Source organism: Mycobacterium sp. GA-1841 (assembly GCF_001954135.1).
In the GTDB taxonomy this organism is placed as follows: Bacteria; Actinomycetota; Actinomycetes; order Mycobacteriales; family Mycobacteriaceae; genus Mycobacterium.
Window position 1 is genome coordinate 25,284 of the sequence record NZ_MBEQ01000003.1, and the last position, 15,756, is coordinate 41,039.

Genomic DNA, 15,756 nt, shown 5'->3' on the forward strand with positions numbered 1-15,756 from the left:
CGCGGACGCGCCGAGTGGCTTCGAGCATGACCCCGGACAGGATCGGGGCAGCACGCCGGGACACCGTCCCACCCCGCTGCTGCCGGTTGTGGGGGGTACTTTTCCCGCATGGAGATGTTCAGCCCGACACTCGACTGGAGCACCGAGCTGCAGACGTCGCTGGTCTGGATCGCCAAAGGGTGGTTGATCGCAGCGGTGTCCACCATGGTGATCCTGTTTCTGCTCGCCAGGTTCACCACGTGGGGCAGTCAATTCTGGCGCGTCACGGGCGGCTACTTCACCGGAGCCCAGAGCGTCAAGGTGTGGTTGTGGCTGGCGGCGTTGCTGCTGTCGGTGATCACCGGCGTACGCCTGTCCGTGCTGTTCAGTTTCTACGGCAACGACCTGATGACCAGCTTCCAGGTCATCGCGGCCGGCCTGGGCAACGGCAATGAGGCCGTGCGGCAATCGGGCAAGGACGGCTTCTGGTTGGCGATGACGGTGTTCGTCATCCTGGCGATCCTCAATGTCGCGCAGATCATGATCGACCTGTTCATGACCCAGCGGTTCATGCTGGCCTGGCGGAAGTGGCTGACCGACGATCTCACCGGCGACTGGCTCGACGGCAAGGCCTACTACCGGTCCAGGTTCATCGACGACACGATCGACAACCCCGACCAACGCATCCAGGCAGACATCGATATCTTCACCGCCGGTGTCGGCCCGTTGCCCAACACCCCGAACAACACCTCCACCGCCACGTTGCTGTTCGGCGCGATCAGCGCCATCGCCTCGATGATTTCGTTCACCGCGATTCTGTGGAATCTCTCGGGCGAGATCACCTTGCCCCTGGTGGGAATCGACTTGCCCAGGGCGATCTTCTGGATCGGAATCGTCTACGTTCTCTTCGCCAGCGTCGTCGCGTTCTGGATCGGTCGGCCGATCATCTCGCTGTCGTTCAACAACGAGAAGTACAACGCGGCGTTCCGCTACGCGCTGGTGCGCCTGCGTGACGCATCCGAAGCGGTCGCCTTCTACCGGGGCGAGATCGCCGAACGCACCGGACTGCGTCGCCTGTTCGCACCGGTCGTGGAGAACTACAAGAAATACGTCAATCGGATGACGGGCTTCCTGGGGTGGAACCTGTCGGTGAGCCAGGCCCAGGAACCTCTCCCCTACCTGGTGCAGTTTCCGCGGTTCTTCAGCGGGGAGATCACGCTGGGCGCTCTCACTCAAACCGCGACCGCCTTCCGCGAGATCCTGACCGGCTTGTCGTTTTTCCGAAACGCCTACGACAACTTCGCCGGGTACCGGGCCGCGATCATGCGTCTGCATGGCTTGGTCGTCGCCAACGAAGAGGGGCGGGCCCTGCCCGAGGTGACCACCACACCGTGCGTGGACGGCACGGTGCGGCTCACCGACGTCGAGGTCCGCACGCCGGACGGGCGCCAGCTCATCAACCCGTTGGACCTGCACCTGCAGGTCGGCGACACCATGGTGATCACCGGACCGTCCGGCAGTGGCAAGACCACCCTGCTGCGCAGCCTCGCCGAACTGTGGCCGTTCACGTCGGGCACACTGACCCGCCCGTGCGGCCCCAACGAGACGATGTTCCTGTCTCAGCTGCCGTATGTCCCGCTCGGCGACCTGCGCGCGGTGGTCACCTACCCGGGCGAAGAGGGCCTGGTCGACGACGAGACGCTCAAGCGAACTCTCGACGAGGTCGCCCTGGCACATCTGGTCGGCCGGCTCGACGAAGTCCAGGACTGGGCCAAGGTGCTGTCTCCCGGTGAGCAGCAACGGATTGCGTTCGCCCGGATCCTGCTCGTCAAACCCAAGGTGGTGTTCCTCGACGAGTCGACATCGGCGCTCGACGAAGGTCTCGAGTTCATGCTCTATCAGCGGGTGCGCACCGAACTGCCCGACACCATCCTGGTCAGCGTCAGTCACCGCACCACCGTCGAACAGCACCACACCCACGAACTCGAGTTGCTCGGCGACGGTGAATGGCGGTTGGGCCGTGTCGAAGACAAAGACGAACTGATCAAGCAACCGTGAGCACCTGTTCCCGGTAACTTCCCCGGGTATGGAGATGTTCACCCAGTCGCTGGACTGGGGCAACGAGATCCTGTCCTCGCTGTTGTGGGTCGCCAAGGCGTGGGCGATCGGAGCGGTCGTGCTGGTCGCGACGCTCGCGCTACTGGCGGTGGCCACCACGTGGGGCCGCCAGTTCTGGCGCGTCACCCGGGGCTATTTCGTTGGGCGCCAGAGCATTCCGGTGTGGATCCTGCTGGCGGTGTTGCTGTTGTCGGTGATGGTCTCGGTACGCATGGATGTGCTGTTCAGCTACTACCTCAACGACCAGACCACGGCGCTGCAGGTGGCGTTCTCCGGTGCGGGCTCGGGCAATGAGGCGGTGCGCCGCTCCGGAATCGACGGCTTCTGGCGCTCGATCCTGATCTTCGGCCTGTTGATCACGGCGGACATCACCCGGACCCTGCTCGACCTGTATCTCATGCAGTACTTCATCGTTCGGTGGCGGGTGTGGCTCACCCACCGGCTCACCGGCGACTGGTTGGACCAACGCGCCTATTACCGCGGACGATTCATCGGCGGCTTCGGCGGCACCCCGATCGACAACCCCGATCAACGTATCCAACAGGACATCGACGTCTTCACCACCGGCACCGGGCCCGAGACGAACACGCCCACCGTCGCGACGGCGCAGACGCTGCTCTTCGGGTCGGTGTACGCAATCGTGTCGGTGGTCGCGTTCACGCCGATTCTGTGGAACCTGGCCGGCCCCTTGACGATCCTGGGTGTGACGGTGCCCAAGGCGTTGTTCTGGATCGCGCTGCTGTGGGTGGCGGTCACGACGGTCGTGGCGTTCTGGATCGGTCGGCCGATCATCGGATTGACGTTCCGGAACTCGTTGACCAACGCGGCATTCCGGTACGCACTCGTGAGGATTCGTGACGGCGCCGAGGCGGTCGGTTTCTACCATGGCGAGCGTAGTGAACGGGGCACGCTGGCCGATCGGTTCGCCGCGGTGATCGCAAACTATCGCCGACTGGTGCTGCGGGGCGTGGCGTTCCTCGGCTGGAACCGGTCCATCAACCAGATCATCGACCCCCTGCCGCTGATCATCCAGGCGCCACGACTGTTCGCCGGTCAGCTCACCTACGGCGATGTGCTGCAGTCCGCGAGCGCCTTCAACCGGGTTCAGAGCTCACTGAGTTTCTTTCGCGCGGTCTACGACGCCTTCGCCGGGTACCGCGCAGCCGTCATCCGGCTCGACGGTCTGGTCACCGCGAACGAACAGGCAAGGGCGCTACCGTGTTTGGACAGCGGGGTGAGTACCGACGGCGGAGTGGAACTCGTGGGCGTCGAGGTGCGATCACCTTCGGGCGAGCTTCTTCTCGGCGGACTCGACATGCAGTTGGCCCCCGGAGAGTCGTTGGTGATCACCGGGCCCTCGGGCACCGGGAAGACGACGCTGCTGCGTAGCCTGGCCCGGCTGTGGCCGTACGGCTCGGGCACGGTGCGGTATCCGGAACAGGGTGCGGTGATGTTCCTCTCCCAGCTCCCCTACGCTCCGCTGGGCGATCTCCGAACGGTGGTCTGCTATCCCGCGCCGGCCGGCACCTACGGCGACGACGAGATCCGCGCGGCACTGGACGCGGTCGCCCTCGGGAACCTGACGTCGCGGCTGGACGAGGACGCGGACTGGGGAAAGGTGCTGTCCCCGGGCGAGCAGCAACGGATCGCGTTCGCCCGGGTCCTGCTGGCCGCGCCGGCCGCGGTGTTCCTCGACGAGGCCACGTCGGCGCTGGACGCCGGCCAGCAGTACGCCCTGTACACCACGCTGCGGACTCGGCTACCCGACTGCATCGTGGTCAGTATCAGCCACCGCGACAGTGTGAATCGGCTTCACGACCGTCGCCTAGAGCTCCTCGGCAACGGTCGCTGGCAGCTCACCCAACCGGTCTAACGCGCCGCGGCGTGCGTGCCGGCCCGGCGGCCGAAGAACGAGCCCTCACCGAGTTGCACCCCACTGGCATATCCCTGGCCGTCCTGGGCGATGTTCGACGCGCAGGCGCCGGCGGCATACAGACCGGGCACGACGCTGCCGTCCTCACGGAGCACCTCGCCGTCGATCGACACGGTCAGCCCGCCCATGGTGAAACCGGAGTACATGGCGATCCCGAGGGACAGATCGAACGCCGCCCACGGCCCCTTGTCCTGCACCGCAACGTAATCGGGTTGCTTGTGGAAGTCCGGGTCTGCACCGTCGGCCGCGTTCTTGTTGTAGCGGTCCAGGGTCGCGGCCAGGTTTCCGGCCGGAATCCCCAGCGCCTCTTCGGCTTCGGCGATCGTCTCGTACCCGTCGATGAACTTGATCAGCGGCATGGCGGGCATCTCCATGTGTTCCTCATCGACGATGAGGTAGGCCTGCTGGTCGGGCTGTTGCAGGACGAACGCCGAGGTGCGCGAGTGGTAGGAATCCTCGGCGACGAAGCGCTGACCCTGGTTGTTGACGATGACGCCGGTCAACAGGATCTCGGGAGGATAGGCCGCGGCGGTGATGAACAGCTGGTCCATGCCGTTGGCCGCGCCGCCGGCCGACACACCCATCCGGATGCCCAACCCGTCGTCGTTCGGGTTGCCGAGAATGTAGGGCTCGACCTCGCCGTGGTGCTTGGTGCGGCGCTTCTTGCCCAGCGCCGGCGTGTATTCGGCGACCATCTCAGGGTTCATCGCGAAACCGCCGGCGGTGATGATGACCGACTTTGCCCGGATACAACCGGTTTCACCGAAATGCTTCCACTTCACGCCGACCACGGCACCGTTTTCCGGGCCGGCGTCGACGATCAGGTTGGTGGCGCCCACTTCGTAGCGGATCTCCACGCCCAGCGTCTCCGCACGTTTCAGCAGGAGGTCGATCACCATGGCCGCCCCGCCGAGTTCGCCGGGCACCGGCACCGAGTGTCCGCGGGGGGCCGGCTCGGCCTGCTCGATGAACGGCCACACCTTCTCGTTGCCGGTGTAGGACAGTCCCTCGGTGCCCGGTGGGACCACCACCTTGCCCGGGTAATAGCTCCGTTCGAACTGGAAGCCCAGTGCCTCAAGCCAGTTGAAATGCTCGACGCTGCCTTCGCAGTACGCCCGAATCTTGTCCAGGTCGGGTTCGCGTGACACCGCGACCAGGTACTTGTACATCTCCTCAGCGGTGTCGGTGTGTCCGGTGGCCTCCTGTACCGCGGTTCCGCCACCGAGATAGAAGTGCCCGCCGGCCATCGCGGTGGTGCCGCCGGCCGCCGCAGCCTTCTCCAACACCAGCACCCGGGCCCCGGCCGCCGCGGCGCTGACGGCCGCACAACCTCCGGCGATGCCGAAGCCGAGCACCACGACGTCGAATTCGTCGGACCAGGATCCGGCGGCGACGACGTCGGAGGCCTGTAGGACCTCAGGGATTTCCTTCACTGCTGCTCCTGTTTCACATAGTCGAAGAACGCCCGGATCTCGGGCGGGATGTAAGCGATTTCCAGATACGGCACCCCGGCCTCGGCCGCCGACACGTAGGCGAATGTCATGCCGCCGGGCATCTCGCCCCGGCAGACCACCGGCATCCCGTCGGCTTCGGCCCAGCGCAGTTTCGCCTCGAAGGCTTCGGGATCCTCGGCTTCGATGCAGATGTGGTGCAGACCCGATCCGTGCTGCTGGAGAAACTCGGTGTAGATGCCGTCTCCGCGCACCGGCGAGATGAGTTCCAATTGGGTGTCGCCGGCGTAGCTCAGCGAGATGTCGGCGACGAAGTCGCCGGGGCGGCCACGAAAGCTACAGGTTTCCGGCGCGAAGTGGACTGCGGGCATCCGCACCCACCGCCGGGCCCCCAGCAGAGCACTCAGTGCCCGTTCGGTGGCGTCGAGGTCCGCGGTCACCCAGGCAATCTGGACAGGTGTCTGGTCAGGCATCGCGATCAGAATATCGCCCACCGGACGCAATGGCTAGAACGTGTTCTAGTTCGGTGTTTCTTCCGGTCAGGGCGCCCCGCCGACCAGGTTGGAGACCTGACCGGCCGCGGGCGCGCCTGCGCTGCGGGCCTGGCCGCTCGCGTTCTGCCACGACACGGCCGCCGGGTAGTTGCCCCACGTGCTGTTGAACATCCCCACGATCGCGGCGCGCCCGTCGGGCGTGATGACGTAGACCGGCCCGCCCGAGTCACCCTTCTGGCTGATGACGCCGTTGGCCATGGTGAACCACCCGTTGTTGACCGCCTGGATGGTGCCGCAGGTCTCGCCGGTGACCACACCGAAGTGACAGACGGGGGCGCCCGGGGACGGCTGGAAGGCCGGATCTTCGACCAGCATGCGCCCGCCCGGCAGGATGTTGTTCACCGCGACGTCACCGGCCAACTGGATGGTCTCCCAATCGGAGATCATGTGGTTCGTGTCGACGGTGGCGCCGTCGGGGGTGTTGTCCAGATAGGCCCCCATGTGGCCGATGAAGTTGCCGTCGCGGTCACCGACCCGACCATCAGCCCGGCAGTGCCCGGCGGTGTACCCGACGCGGCTCAACGGATCGACGAAGCCGAGCGTGCAGACATTGGTGCCCTGGCGGATTTCCATCCCCGGGAACACCAGCGATCCCGCGGCAGCCGCCGGGGTCGGCACGGTCATCACTGCCGCGATCGGGGCCGCAGCAAGCGCCCGCATCGCATTACGAATCCACCAGTACACGGCCGGCCCTCCCCATCGATCAGCGGATGTGGGTGAAGTCACCCTACCGATATCAATATCGGCGAGAGGGCAACTTCGTTACCGGGAATACCCACTTCCGCAAATCGAAACGACGATGGCCCGGACCAATCGGTCCGGGCCATCGAGGTAAACACGTCAGGGAATCGTCAAAACCTGGCCGGGGTGGATCAGGTCAGGGTTGGCGATGCCGCTGGCATCGGCGATCTGCTGGTACTTGCTGCCGTCGCCGTAGAACCGCTCGGCGATCGCCCACAGCGTGTCCCCGGAGACCACCGTGTAGGTACGGGGCTCGGGCGCCGGCGGTGGTGGCGGCGGGGCGGCCGGCTCAGGTGCGGCGGCCGGTGCCGGCTCCTCGACAGCGACCGGGGCCACCTCGGGCTCGGGCGCGGCGGCCTCGGGTGCCGGTGGGGGCGGTTCGGTGGTGTCGGTCTTGGACGACCAGGCCGGTCCGTCGGCGGCGTACAGCACCAGGTTGCGGTCGTCCTGGAGAACCAGCTTGACGTCCTTCTTGCCCTTGGTGTCGGTGTGCCACACCGGCTTCTCCGAGGTGTACAGCACGAAGTTGCCGTCGGTCTGCACCTCCGCGCGCACGACGTCCTGGCCGTTGGTGGAAGTCGACCAGACCGCTTGGCCGCGTGCCTCCAACACGAGGTTGCCGTCATCCTGCAACGTCAGCGTGTATGCGCCGTTGTTGGAGGTGATCGACCCACCCTTCTCCAGCTTCTGTCCTTCGGTCAGTGTGTCTCCCACGCATTGCCCCTTTCGTGACCGTGATCCGGGTTGTGCACCCGGTGCGTTCGAGCTTACTGACCTGAAGTTTGCTTTGGTGCCATTCGGCTCGGCTCGAATCCAAACGTCGGACCAACATCTCAGAAACCATGCGCGACGGTGTCAGGAGTCGAAGCCCAGCCCCAGCCGGTCGAGCGTGCGCAACAGCACATTGCGTTTACCGGCCGCGTGATCGGCACGGTTCAGCGACCAGCGGGTCGCGTTGATTCCCATGGCGGCCAACGGCTCTGGCGGAAATGGCAGGGGACGCTCGCGCACCATCTGCAGCGCGGTCCGCGCGGTGGGATCACCGTCGAGGAGGTCGAGACAGACATCGGCGGCGAACCGGGTGGCCGCCACCCCGAGCCCGGTGAACCCGTTGACGTAGGCCACCCGGCCGTTGCGGGCCAATCCCCAGTGCGCACAGAACCGGGTGTTGGTGTCGATCGCCCCGGCCCACCGGTGACTGAACCGCACCCCGGACAACTGTGGGAACGTGAGAAAGAAATGCGCGGCGAGCTTGCGGTAACTGGCTTCCCGGTTTTCGTAACCGGCTTTGACCCTGCCGCCGAAGTGGTACACGGCGTCGTACCCGCCCCACACGATCCGATTGTCCGCCGTGAGCCGGTAGTAGTGGAACTGATTGCCACAGTCACCGACCCCTGCCGCCCGCGCCAGCCGATCACCTCGAGTTGTTCGGCGCTGAGCGGTTCGGTGGCCAGCACGTAGTCGTAGACCGGAACGGTGTGGAACGCGTTGCGCCGCAGCAGACTCGGGAACACGTTGGTGGCCAGCACCGCCTGACGCGCGGTGATCGTGGCCTGGGCGGTGTCGATGCGCAGTACTGCTCCCCCGGAGTTGATCGACCGCGCGGCGGTGTGTTCGTGGATGTCCACGCCCGCCTCGGCACAGGCGCGCGCCAGTTCGACCACGAGCTTGCCCGGATGTACCAATGCGCACGTCCGCGCGGACAGCAGACCGGCCAGATAGGTCGGCGAGTCGAGGTGCGCCCGCACCGCGGCGGCGTCCAACAGATCACCTTCGGCGGCGTCGGCAGCCTGCGCCAGCCACGGGATCTGGTGCGCCTCGGTGGCCACGGTGAGCATGCCCGTGCGTTCCCACTCCACATCGAGACCGAGACGCTCGACGTCACGTTCCATGCCGTCGAGATTGGCCATGCCCATCACAGTCAGCTCGTCGAACTCGTCGGGCCACCTTGCTTTCCCGTTGTTGACGCCGTGGGTGAGGCTGGCGTCGACGAAACCGCCGTTACGCCCGGACGCGGCCCAACCGACACGCTGCGCCTCGATCAACACGATCCGCCGGTCCGGGTGACGTTCGGCCGCGTGCAGCGCGGTCCACAGGCCGGCGTAACCACCGCCGATGATTGCCAGATCAGCGCTGACCGCGTGGGTCAGCGGCGGGTAGCACGCCCGCGGCAGCTCCAGCCACACCGATCCCAGCGAGCTTGCCGCCAACGCCTTCTCGACGAGCGCCGGGTCGACATGGTTGTCAAAGACCGTCTGCATAGCCGGACATTACGGCGTCGCGACAGATTGCGACGGGTGAACGCGTTACCCGACCGGCGCAGTGTCGGCGACCTGCGCGGGCTGCCACCCCGGTGGGCCGAAAACGTAACCCACCCGGTCACGCAGCCGACGCGCCTGCCGCACGTCACGGGCGATCGCCACATATTCGTGCGTTTGCAGCTTCCAGACGTTGAAGGTGTTGACCGGCTTCGTCAGCCCATAGTGCGGGCGGAACACCTCGGGCTGGAACGTGCCCAACATCCGGTCCCAGATGATCAGGATGCCACCGTAATTGCGGTCCAGGTACAACTCGTCGCGGCCGTGGTGCACCCGGTGGTGTGACGGTGTGTTGAAGATGAACTCGATTGGCCGCCAGAGCTTTCCGACCCGCTCCGTGTGCACCCAGAACTGGTAGACCAGACTCACCGAGAAGCTGAAGAACACCAGCCAGGGCGGTACACCCAACAGCGGCAGGGGAATCCAGGCCAAAATCTCTCCGCTGTTGTTCCATTTCTGGCGCAGCGCGGTGGCGAAGTTGTAGTACTCGCTGGAGTGGTGTGCCTGGTGCGTGGCCCAGATCAACCGCACCCGGTGCGCCACGCGGTGGTAGGTGTAGTACAGCAGATCCACCCCGACGAGGGCGATCACCCAGGTGTACCAGCGGTCGGCGGGCAACTGCCACGGCGCCAGATACGCGTAGATCGCGGCGTAGCCCAACAGCCCGAGTAGTTTCCAGGCCGACATGGTGGCCATCGACACCAGCCCCATCGAAACGCTGGTCCAGGCGTCACGTGCGTGGAACGATCCGGCCGGCGCGCGTTGCGCCTCGACGTGTTCCAGACGACGCGCCGCCGTCCATTCCACCGCCAGCAGCAGCAGGAAGAACGGGATGGCGAAAACCACCGGGTCCCGCATCGGTTCGGGCAGGAAGTCCAGGATGGACCGGATCATCTCCATGGCTTCATCTTTTGTCTCAGCGGATTTTTCTCAGCGGGATTCGTGCTATCGGAAGTTGAGTATGCGGCTTCCCCACGCCGTGTGTAGGTGGCGGTCCAGGTCGGCGACGGTTTTGTCCTGTTTGTCTATCACCAGTGTGACGCGGTCGTCGCGGCGGTATGGCCGCCACACCGGTTCCCCGGCTGCGCCGGCCGGCTCCCCCGTGGCGGCAAAGTTGACCCACCGCCGACGCACCCGGCCAGACACCGCGCGCCCGTGCTTGAGCCCACCCAGCTTGAACGTCGGATCCTTGGGTCCGGCAACCAGATTGCCCCACACGTACGGCAGCTCGGTGGCGTGGGCAGCACCGAGGCGCAGCAACCGCAGCATCGGGGTGGTGAAGTCGAAGCGGTACAGGTAGACCGGCGCGACCGCACTGTGCCCTTCGGCGAACCACAGTGTCGGCATCCGAAAACCGATGTCACGCGCCACGCCCAGTCCGATCGCCTTGGGCCGCAGACCGGCATACGCCGCGGCGACCTGCGCTTCGGTCGGCAGTTGCAGGCCCGGTTGCTCGTCGGCGATCGCGGCGAACATGGCCCGCAGCGACTCGGGGGTGATCGGCATCAACGGCGACTTCATCCACCGGAACACGGTGGCCTCGTGCTCGTTGGTGCCGATGATCAGCGGCACCCGGTGGCTGCGACCGTCCCGGGCCGCCGCCACCGGATAGTCCGGAACCAGATCGCCGTCGACGATGGGCGCGAAGGCCAGCAGCCCCGGCGACTGGTTGGGCACCGCGTCGTACACCTCTTTGGCCACGGCCAGCAGCCTTGGCACCGGCACCTCCGAGAGCCGGGCGACCTCGTCGCGCCCGATGCCCAGCCGGTCCAGAATCTTGGCGGTGACGGCTCGGGCACGTTCGGCGTCGTAGACCGATGTCGCCGGTGAACTCTGCGCGATCGCGGCGCTGAACAATCCTTCGGCGGCGGGGCTGGTGAGCAGGGTGGTGATGATCCCGCCGCCGGCCGACTCGCCGAACAACGTCACCCGGTTCGGGTCACCGCCGAAGGCGGCAATGTTGTCGCGTACCCACTGCAGCGCGAACAGCACGTCGCGCAGTCCCGGGTTGGTGTCGAACCGTAGCCCCTGGGCACCGGGGTGGCCGTTGAACTCCGAGAGGTCGAGGAAACCGAAGGGTCCCAACCGGTAGTTCACGGTGACCACCACGACGTCACCTTCGCCGGCCAGCACCCCGCCGTCGTAGAGCGGTTGGCTTCCCGAGCCGAGTACGTAGGCGCCGCCGTGCACCCAGACCATCACCGGCTTGGCGTCTCCGGCCTCGGTTCCACTCGGTGCCCACACGTTCAGCACGAGGCTGTCCTCGCCCTGGCGGCCGCCCAGGTCGATCGGCAGACGCGGGTCGGTGATCTGCGGGCAGACCGGCCCGGCGCCGGTCGTGTCGAGAACCTCCCGCCAGCGGGCCGGCGGTTGCGGTGCCCGCCACCGCAATTCGGCGACCGGCGCGGCGGCGTAGCGAATGCCCATCCACCGCTTCGTCGTTCCGTCATCGGTCCCGCGAACCGGGCCATACCCGGTCTCGATGACCGGCGCACCGGCGTCTGTCGAATGGGGCATCGGGTCTCCTGGGCAAAGCTGGTCGGGCTCCCCCACGGTACCCATCGGCGCGACGGGAGATAAGTTTGTCCGGTGCGGACATGGGCGTTGTTGCTGACGGCCGTCATCACCGAAGTCACCGCCACCCTGTCGCTGCGCGCCTCCCAGGACCATGCGGCCTGGCTGGCGCTGGTGGTGTCCGGTTACCTGGCGGCGTTCGTGTTGCTGACGCTGGTGCTGCGCGCGGGCATGCCCGTCGGCGTCGCGTACGGGATCTGGGGCGCGCTGGGCACCGCGGCAACCGCGGCGCTGGCCGCGGTGTTCTTCGGCGATCCGTTCACCTGGCCCATCATGGCCGGTATCGGGCTGATCATCGCCGGCGTACTGCTCGTGGAGCTGGGATCACACCCCCGCGGCGCCGAATCGTGATGTGGTTGACCCTGTCTGGGGCGATCATGGTGGAGGTGCTCGCCACGCTCGCGCTGCGCGCCTCCGACGGATTCCGGCGCAAGGCCTGGATTGCGCCCGTGGTCGCCGGCTACGTGACGTCGTTCTATCTGCTGTGGCTGTCGCTGTCGCTGGGCGTGCCCGTGGGCATCGCCTACGGCATCTGGACCGCCTGCGGGGTCGCGCTGGTGGCCGTCATCGCCCGATTCATGTTCGCCGAGCCGCTGACCCCGGTGATGATGCTGGGCATCGCCCTAATCGTGTCGGGTGTGTTCACGATCGAGCTCGCCGGCGTCGGCCCCACCCACTGAATGCGGTGCCGCCGCAGGCTGTCGCGGAAGCACCCCGGCCAGCGCGATGGCCACCACCCCGGCCGCCGGTACCGCGAGTAGCCCCGCCCGCAGCCCGGCGGCATCGGCGATGAGCCCGACCAGCAGCGGCGCGCCGAAGAAGCCGACCCGCATGAGCCAGGTGACCACGGTCAGTCCGGTGCCCGGCCGGAGCCCGGGCAGCTGATCGGCGGCGTGCATGGCGGCAGGCACCAGGGTGGCAACGCCGAGCCCGGCGAGCGCGAAGCCGGCGATCGTGGTGACAAGGCTCGGGAATGCCAGCGCGGTTCCCATGCCGGCGGCGGCGATGAAGCCGCCCGCGCGGACCACGGTGGCCTCGCCGAACCGGTCGACCAGACGATCACCCGTCAGCCGGCCGATGAACATGAAGCCGACCAGTGCGATGTAGCCGAAGACCGCGAGCGCGGGCGGCGCATGCAGCGAGTCACGCAGATACAGGGTTGCCCACGAGCTTCCGGCGTCCTCGACCGTGGCGCCGGCGATGGCGATCAGCACCAGGGCGAACAGGATCAGATACATCCGCGGCCGGGCCTTGGTGCCTACCGCGGCATGCGCTGCCGGGTGGTCGTCATGGTCCGGACCGGGCAACAGAAAGCGGTAGGCCACCAGCGCCACCGCACTCAACAGCACCGCGACCGCCGAAAGGTGGATTTCCCGCGGTATGCCCAGCGCGATCGTCCCGGCTCCGGTGAGCCCGCCGAGGATCGCGCCGGCGGCCCACACCGCGTGCAGCGAGTTGATGATCGAGCGACCGTGTTCGCGTTGCAGCCGCAGCCCGTGGGCGTTCTGCGCGACATCGACCACCGAGTCGCACGCCCCGGCCAGGAACAGGGCACCGGCAAAGACGAGCGGGGTTTCCGCCGCGCCGGCGGCGGTGATGAAGGCGGCAAGGGCGACGGTCCCGACGACGGCGACCCGCGCACTGCGGAACCGTCGAATCAGGGTCGCCGCGGCCAGTCCGGCAACCAGCGCCCCGCCGGAGAACGAGGCGACGGCGGCGCCGTACACCGCGTTGCTCAGGTGCAGGTCGGTTTTGATCTCCGGATAGCGGGGCAGCAGGTTGGCGAAGAGCGCACCGTTGGTCAGAAACAGCGCGCCGACGGCGATCCGCGTTCGGCGCAGGTCCACGGCACCACGCCGACGCGGAGCCGAACTTTGTGCCATCGAGACGACACTACCGACGGCGTCGCCTGACACGATCGAGCCGGGGCAGCAAGATTGACACCATGACCGCAACCTCGGAGGCCCTGCTGGAGTTGGCCCGCCGCTACGGCGTGGCCGCGGAGTTCGAAGACTGGACCGGCAGGCGCACCGCCGTCGCGGAGTCCACCTTGGTGGCGGTGCTCGACGCACTGGGCGTGCCGGCCGGAACCGAAGCCGACCGCATCAATTCCCTGGCCGCCCACGACCGGCAGTACTGGCAGCGGCCGCTGCCGCCGATCGTGATCGGCCGGGCCGGGACGGCGTCGAGATTCTGGGTGCACGTCACCCACGGTGATCCGGCCGAGCTCACGTTGCGCCTTGAGGACGGCACCGAACGAAGCGGGCTGCGACAACTGGAGAACCACCGGCCCCCGTACGACCTCGGAGACCGGTTGATCGGCGAGGCCACCTTCGAGCTGCCGGCGGACCTGCCGCTGGGCTATCACCGGCTCCGGTTGGGCGCGCCGGGCTCCCAGACCGAAACCTCGGTGGTGATCTCCCCCGCCACCCTGGAACTGCCCAGCCGGCTGGGCCGGCGGCGCGCCTGGGGCCTGGCGGCGCAGCTGTACAGCGTTCGATCGCAGAACTCTTGGGGCACAGGCGATCTCACTGACCTGACGGATCTTGCGGTGTGGTCGGCAGCCGAGCACGGCGCCGACTTCATCCTGGTCAACCCGCTGCATGCGGCCGCTCCCACGCCACCGATGGAGCCGTCACCGTATCTGCCCACCTCACGGCGCTTCGGCAGTCCGCTCTACCTTCGGGTGGAAGCCATCCCGGAGTTCGCCTCGGTCCGTCACCGCGGTCGAATCCGGGCCCTGCGCACCGCGCTCAACAAGCGCGCCGACCGCAGTCCGACCATCGACCGCGACGCAGCCTGGCAGGCCAAACGCACCGCGCTGGAGCAGGTGTACCGGGTGGAGCGCTCTGCGGGCCGGGAATTGGCGTATGCCGCCTACCGAGCCCGCCACGGCCGCAGTCTCGACGATTTCGCGATCTGGTGCGCCCTGGCCGAACAGTACGGGGGCGACTGGCACGGCTGGCCGCATGCGCTGCAGCATCCGGCGAATCCGGAGGTGGCCGCCTTCGCGGCGGCCCACCGACAGGCCGTGGATTTCCATCGGTGGCTGCAGTGGGTGCTCGACGACCAACTCACCGCCACCCAGGCCACCGCGGTGCAGGCCGGGATGGCACTCGGCGTCATGAGCGATCTCGCGGTCGGCGTCGACCCCGACGGTGCCGACGCCTGGGCGCTACAGGACGTGCTTGCCCTCGGGGTGACCGCGGGGGCACCGCCGGATGAGTTCAACCAGCTCGGCCAAGACTGGTCGCAGCCGCCGTGGCGGCCGGACCGCCTCGTCGAGCAGGCCTACGAACCGTTCCGGGCGGTGGTCAACATGGCGTTGCGGCACTCCGGCGGCGTACGTATCGACCACATCATCGGGATGTTCCGGCTGTGGTGGATTCCCAAGGGCGCCGCGCCCACCGACGGCACCTATGTGCGCTACGACCACGAGGCGATGATCGGCATCATCGCGCTGGAGGCGCACCGGGCGGGCGCCGTCGTGGTCGGCGAGGATCTCGGCACGGTGGAACCGTGGGTGCGCGATTATCTGCATGCGCGTGGTCTGTTCGGCACCTCGATCCTGTGGTTCGAGTCCGACTCCGGAAAGCCGTTGCCGGCCGAACGGTGGCGGGAATACTGCCTGTCCTCGGTGACCACACATGATCTGCCGCCGACGGCCGGTTACCTGGCCGGCGAGCATGTGCGGTTGCGCGGCGAACTCGGGCTGCTGACCCGCCCTGCCGAGGAGGAGTTGGCCGCGGACCGCGCCGCACAGGCGGCGTGGTTCGAGGAGTTGCGCCGGGTGGGCCTGCTCGGGCCCGAGGCGGACACCGATCAGATTGTCACCGCGCTGTACCGGTATCTGGGTCGCACGCCGTCGAAACTGCTGGCGCTGTCGCTCGCCGACGCGGTGGGCGACGTGCGGACCCAGAACCAGCCCGGGACCACCGACGAGTATCCGAACTGGCGGATCCCGCTGGCCGGTCCGGACGGGCGGCGCCTGCTGCTTGAAGACGTGTTCGGCGATCCGCGCGCCACGGCGTTGAGCGACGTCATGGCGGAGATCGCCGCGCCCCCGGGGCGGGACGGCATGTAACGCG

12 protein-coding genes and 1 pseudogene are annotated in these 15,756 nt (G+C 67.3%); 5 read left to right on the forward strand and 8 right to left on the reverse strand.

The window, feature by feature from the left end:
- The first annotated feature begins 108 nt into the window (after window positions 1-108).
- Window positions 109-2,037 (forward strand): ABC transporter ATP-binding protein/permease, encoded by a 1,929-nt coding sequence (locus A5740_RS00270; RefSeq protein ID WP_076190517.1) that lies wholly within the window; start codon window positions 109-111, stop codon window positions 2,035-2,037.
- Between the two features lie 28 nt (window positions 2,038-2,065).
- Window positions 2,066-3,970, forward strand: coding sequence for an ABC transporter ATP-binding protein/permease (locus A5740_RS00275; RefSeq protein WP_076190519.1), 1,905 nt, complete (start codon window positions 2,066-2,068; stop codon window positions 3,968-3,970).
- Here the strand turns inward: A5740_RS00275 and A5740_RS00280 are convergent.
- The 7 genes and pseudogenes from A5740_RS00280 to A5740_RS00310 all read right to left on the reverse strand — a co-directional run bounded on the left by A5740_RS00280 (window position 3,967) and on the right by A5740_RS00310 (window position 11,611).
- Window positions 3,967-5,454 (reverse strand): FAD-binding protein, encoded by a 1,488-nt coding sequence (locus A5740_RS00280; protein WP_175616120.1) that lies wholly within the window; start codon window positions 5,452-5,454, stop codon window positions 3,967-3,969. The two genes, A5740_RS00275 and A5740_RS00280, sit on opposite strands and share 4 nt — an antisense overlap.
- Window positions 5,455-5,459: 5 nt before the next feature.
- Complete coding sequence (locus A5740_RS00285; RefSeq protein ID WP_076190618.1) at window positions 5,460-5,954, reverse strand: VOC family protein; 495 nt, start codon at window positions 5,952-5,954, stop codon at window positions 5,460-5,462.
- Between the two features lie 66 nt (window positions 5,955-6,020).
- Window positions 6,021-6,695, reverse strand: coding sequence for a hypothetical protein (locus A5740_RS00290; RefSeq protein ID WP_076190620.1), 675 nt, complete (start codon window positions 6,693-6,695; stop codon window positions 6,021-6,023).
- Between the two features lie 180 nt (window positions 6,696-6,875).
- Window positions 6,876-7,490 carry a LysM peptidoglycan-binding domain-containing protein gene (locus A5740_RS00295; RefSeq protein WP_076190522.1) on the reverse strand — a complete coding sequence of 205 codons (615 nt, stop codon included), beginning with the start codon at window positions 7,488-7,490 and terminating at the stop codon, window positions 6,876-6,878.
- Between the two features lie 141 nt (window positions 7,491-7,631).
- Window positions 7,632-9,037, reverse strand: a pseudogene (locus A5740_RS00300) (NAD(P)/FAD-dependent oxidoreductase).
- A 45-nt stretch (window positions 9,038-9,082) separates the two neighbouring features.
- Window positions 9,083-9,994, reverse strand: a complete 912-nt coding sequence (locus tag A5740_RS00305) for a sterol desaturase family protein (RefSeq protein ID WP_076190524.1) — start codon at window positions 9,992-9,994, stop codon at window positions 9,083-9,085.
- A gap of 45 nt (window positions 9,995-10,039) precedes the next feature.
- Complete coding sequence (locus A5740_RS00310) at window positions 10,040-11,611, reverse strand: carboxylesterase/lipase family protein (protein WP_076190526.1); 1,572 nt, start codon at window positions 11,609-11,611, stop codon at window positions 10,040-10,042.
- 72 nt (window positions 11,612-11,683) lie between these two features.
- On the opposite strand from A5740_RS00310, the gene A5740_RS00315 reads away from it, so the two are divergent.
- Window positions 11,684-12,019: a multidrug efflux SMR transporter gene (locus A5740_RS00315; protein ID WP_076190528.1), complete on the forward strand. Its 336-nt coding sequence runs from the start codon at window positions 11,684-11,686 to the stop codon at window positions 12,017-12,019.
- Complete coding sequence (locus A5740_RS00320) at window positions 12,019-12,348, forward strand: multidrug efflux SMR transporter (RefSeq protein ID WP_076190530.1); 330 nt, start codon at window positions 12,019-12,021, stop codon at window positions 12,346-12,348. Before A5740_RS00315 ends, A5740_RS00320 begins: the two co-directional genes overlap by 1 nt.
- On the opposite strand, the gene A5740_RS00325 is transcribed toward A5740_RS00320, so the two are convergent.
- A complete protein-coding gene (locus A5740_RS00325; RefSeq protein WP_076190622.1) occupies window positions 12,292-13,551 on the reverse strand; it encodes an MFS transporter in 1,260 nt (419 codons plus the stop codon). The genes A5740_RS00320 and A5740_RS00325 overlap by 57 nt on opposite strands.
- Before the next feature lie 62 nt (window positions 13,552-13,613).
- On the opposite strand from A5740_RS00325, the gene malQ reads away from it, so the two are divergent.
- Window positions 13,614-15,752 carry a 4-alpha-glucanotransferase gene (malQ, locus tag A5740_RS00330; RefSeq protein ID WP_076190532.1) on the forward strand — a complete coding sequence of 713 codons (2,139 nt, stop codon included), beginning with the start codon at window positions 13,614-13,616 and terminating at the stop codon, window positions 15,750-15,752.
- Window positions 15,753-15,756: the final 4 nt, after the last annotated feature.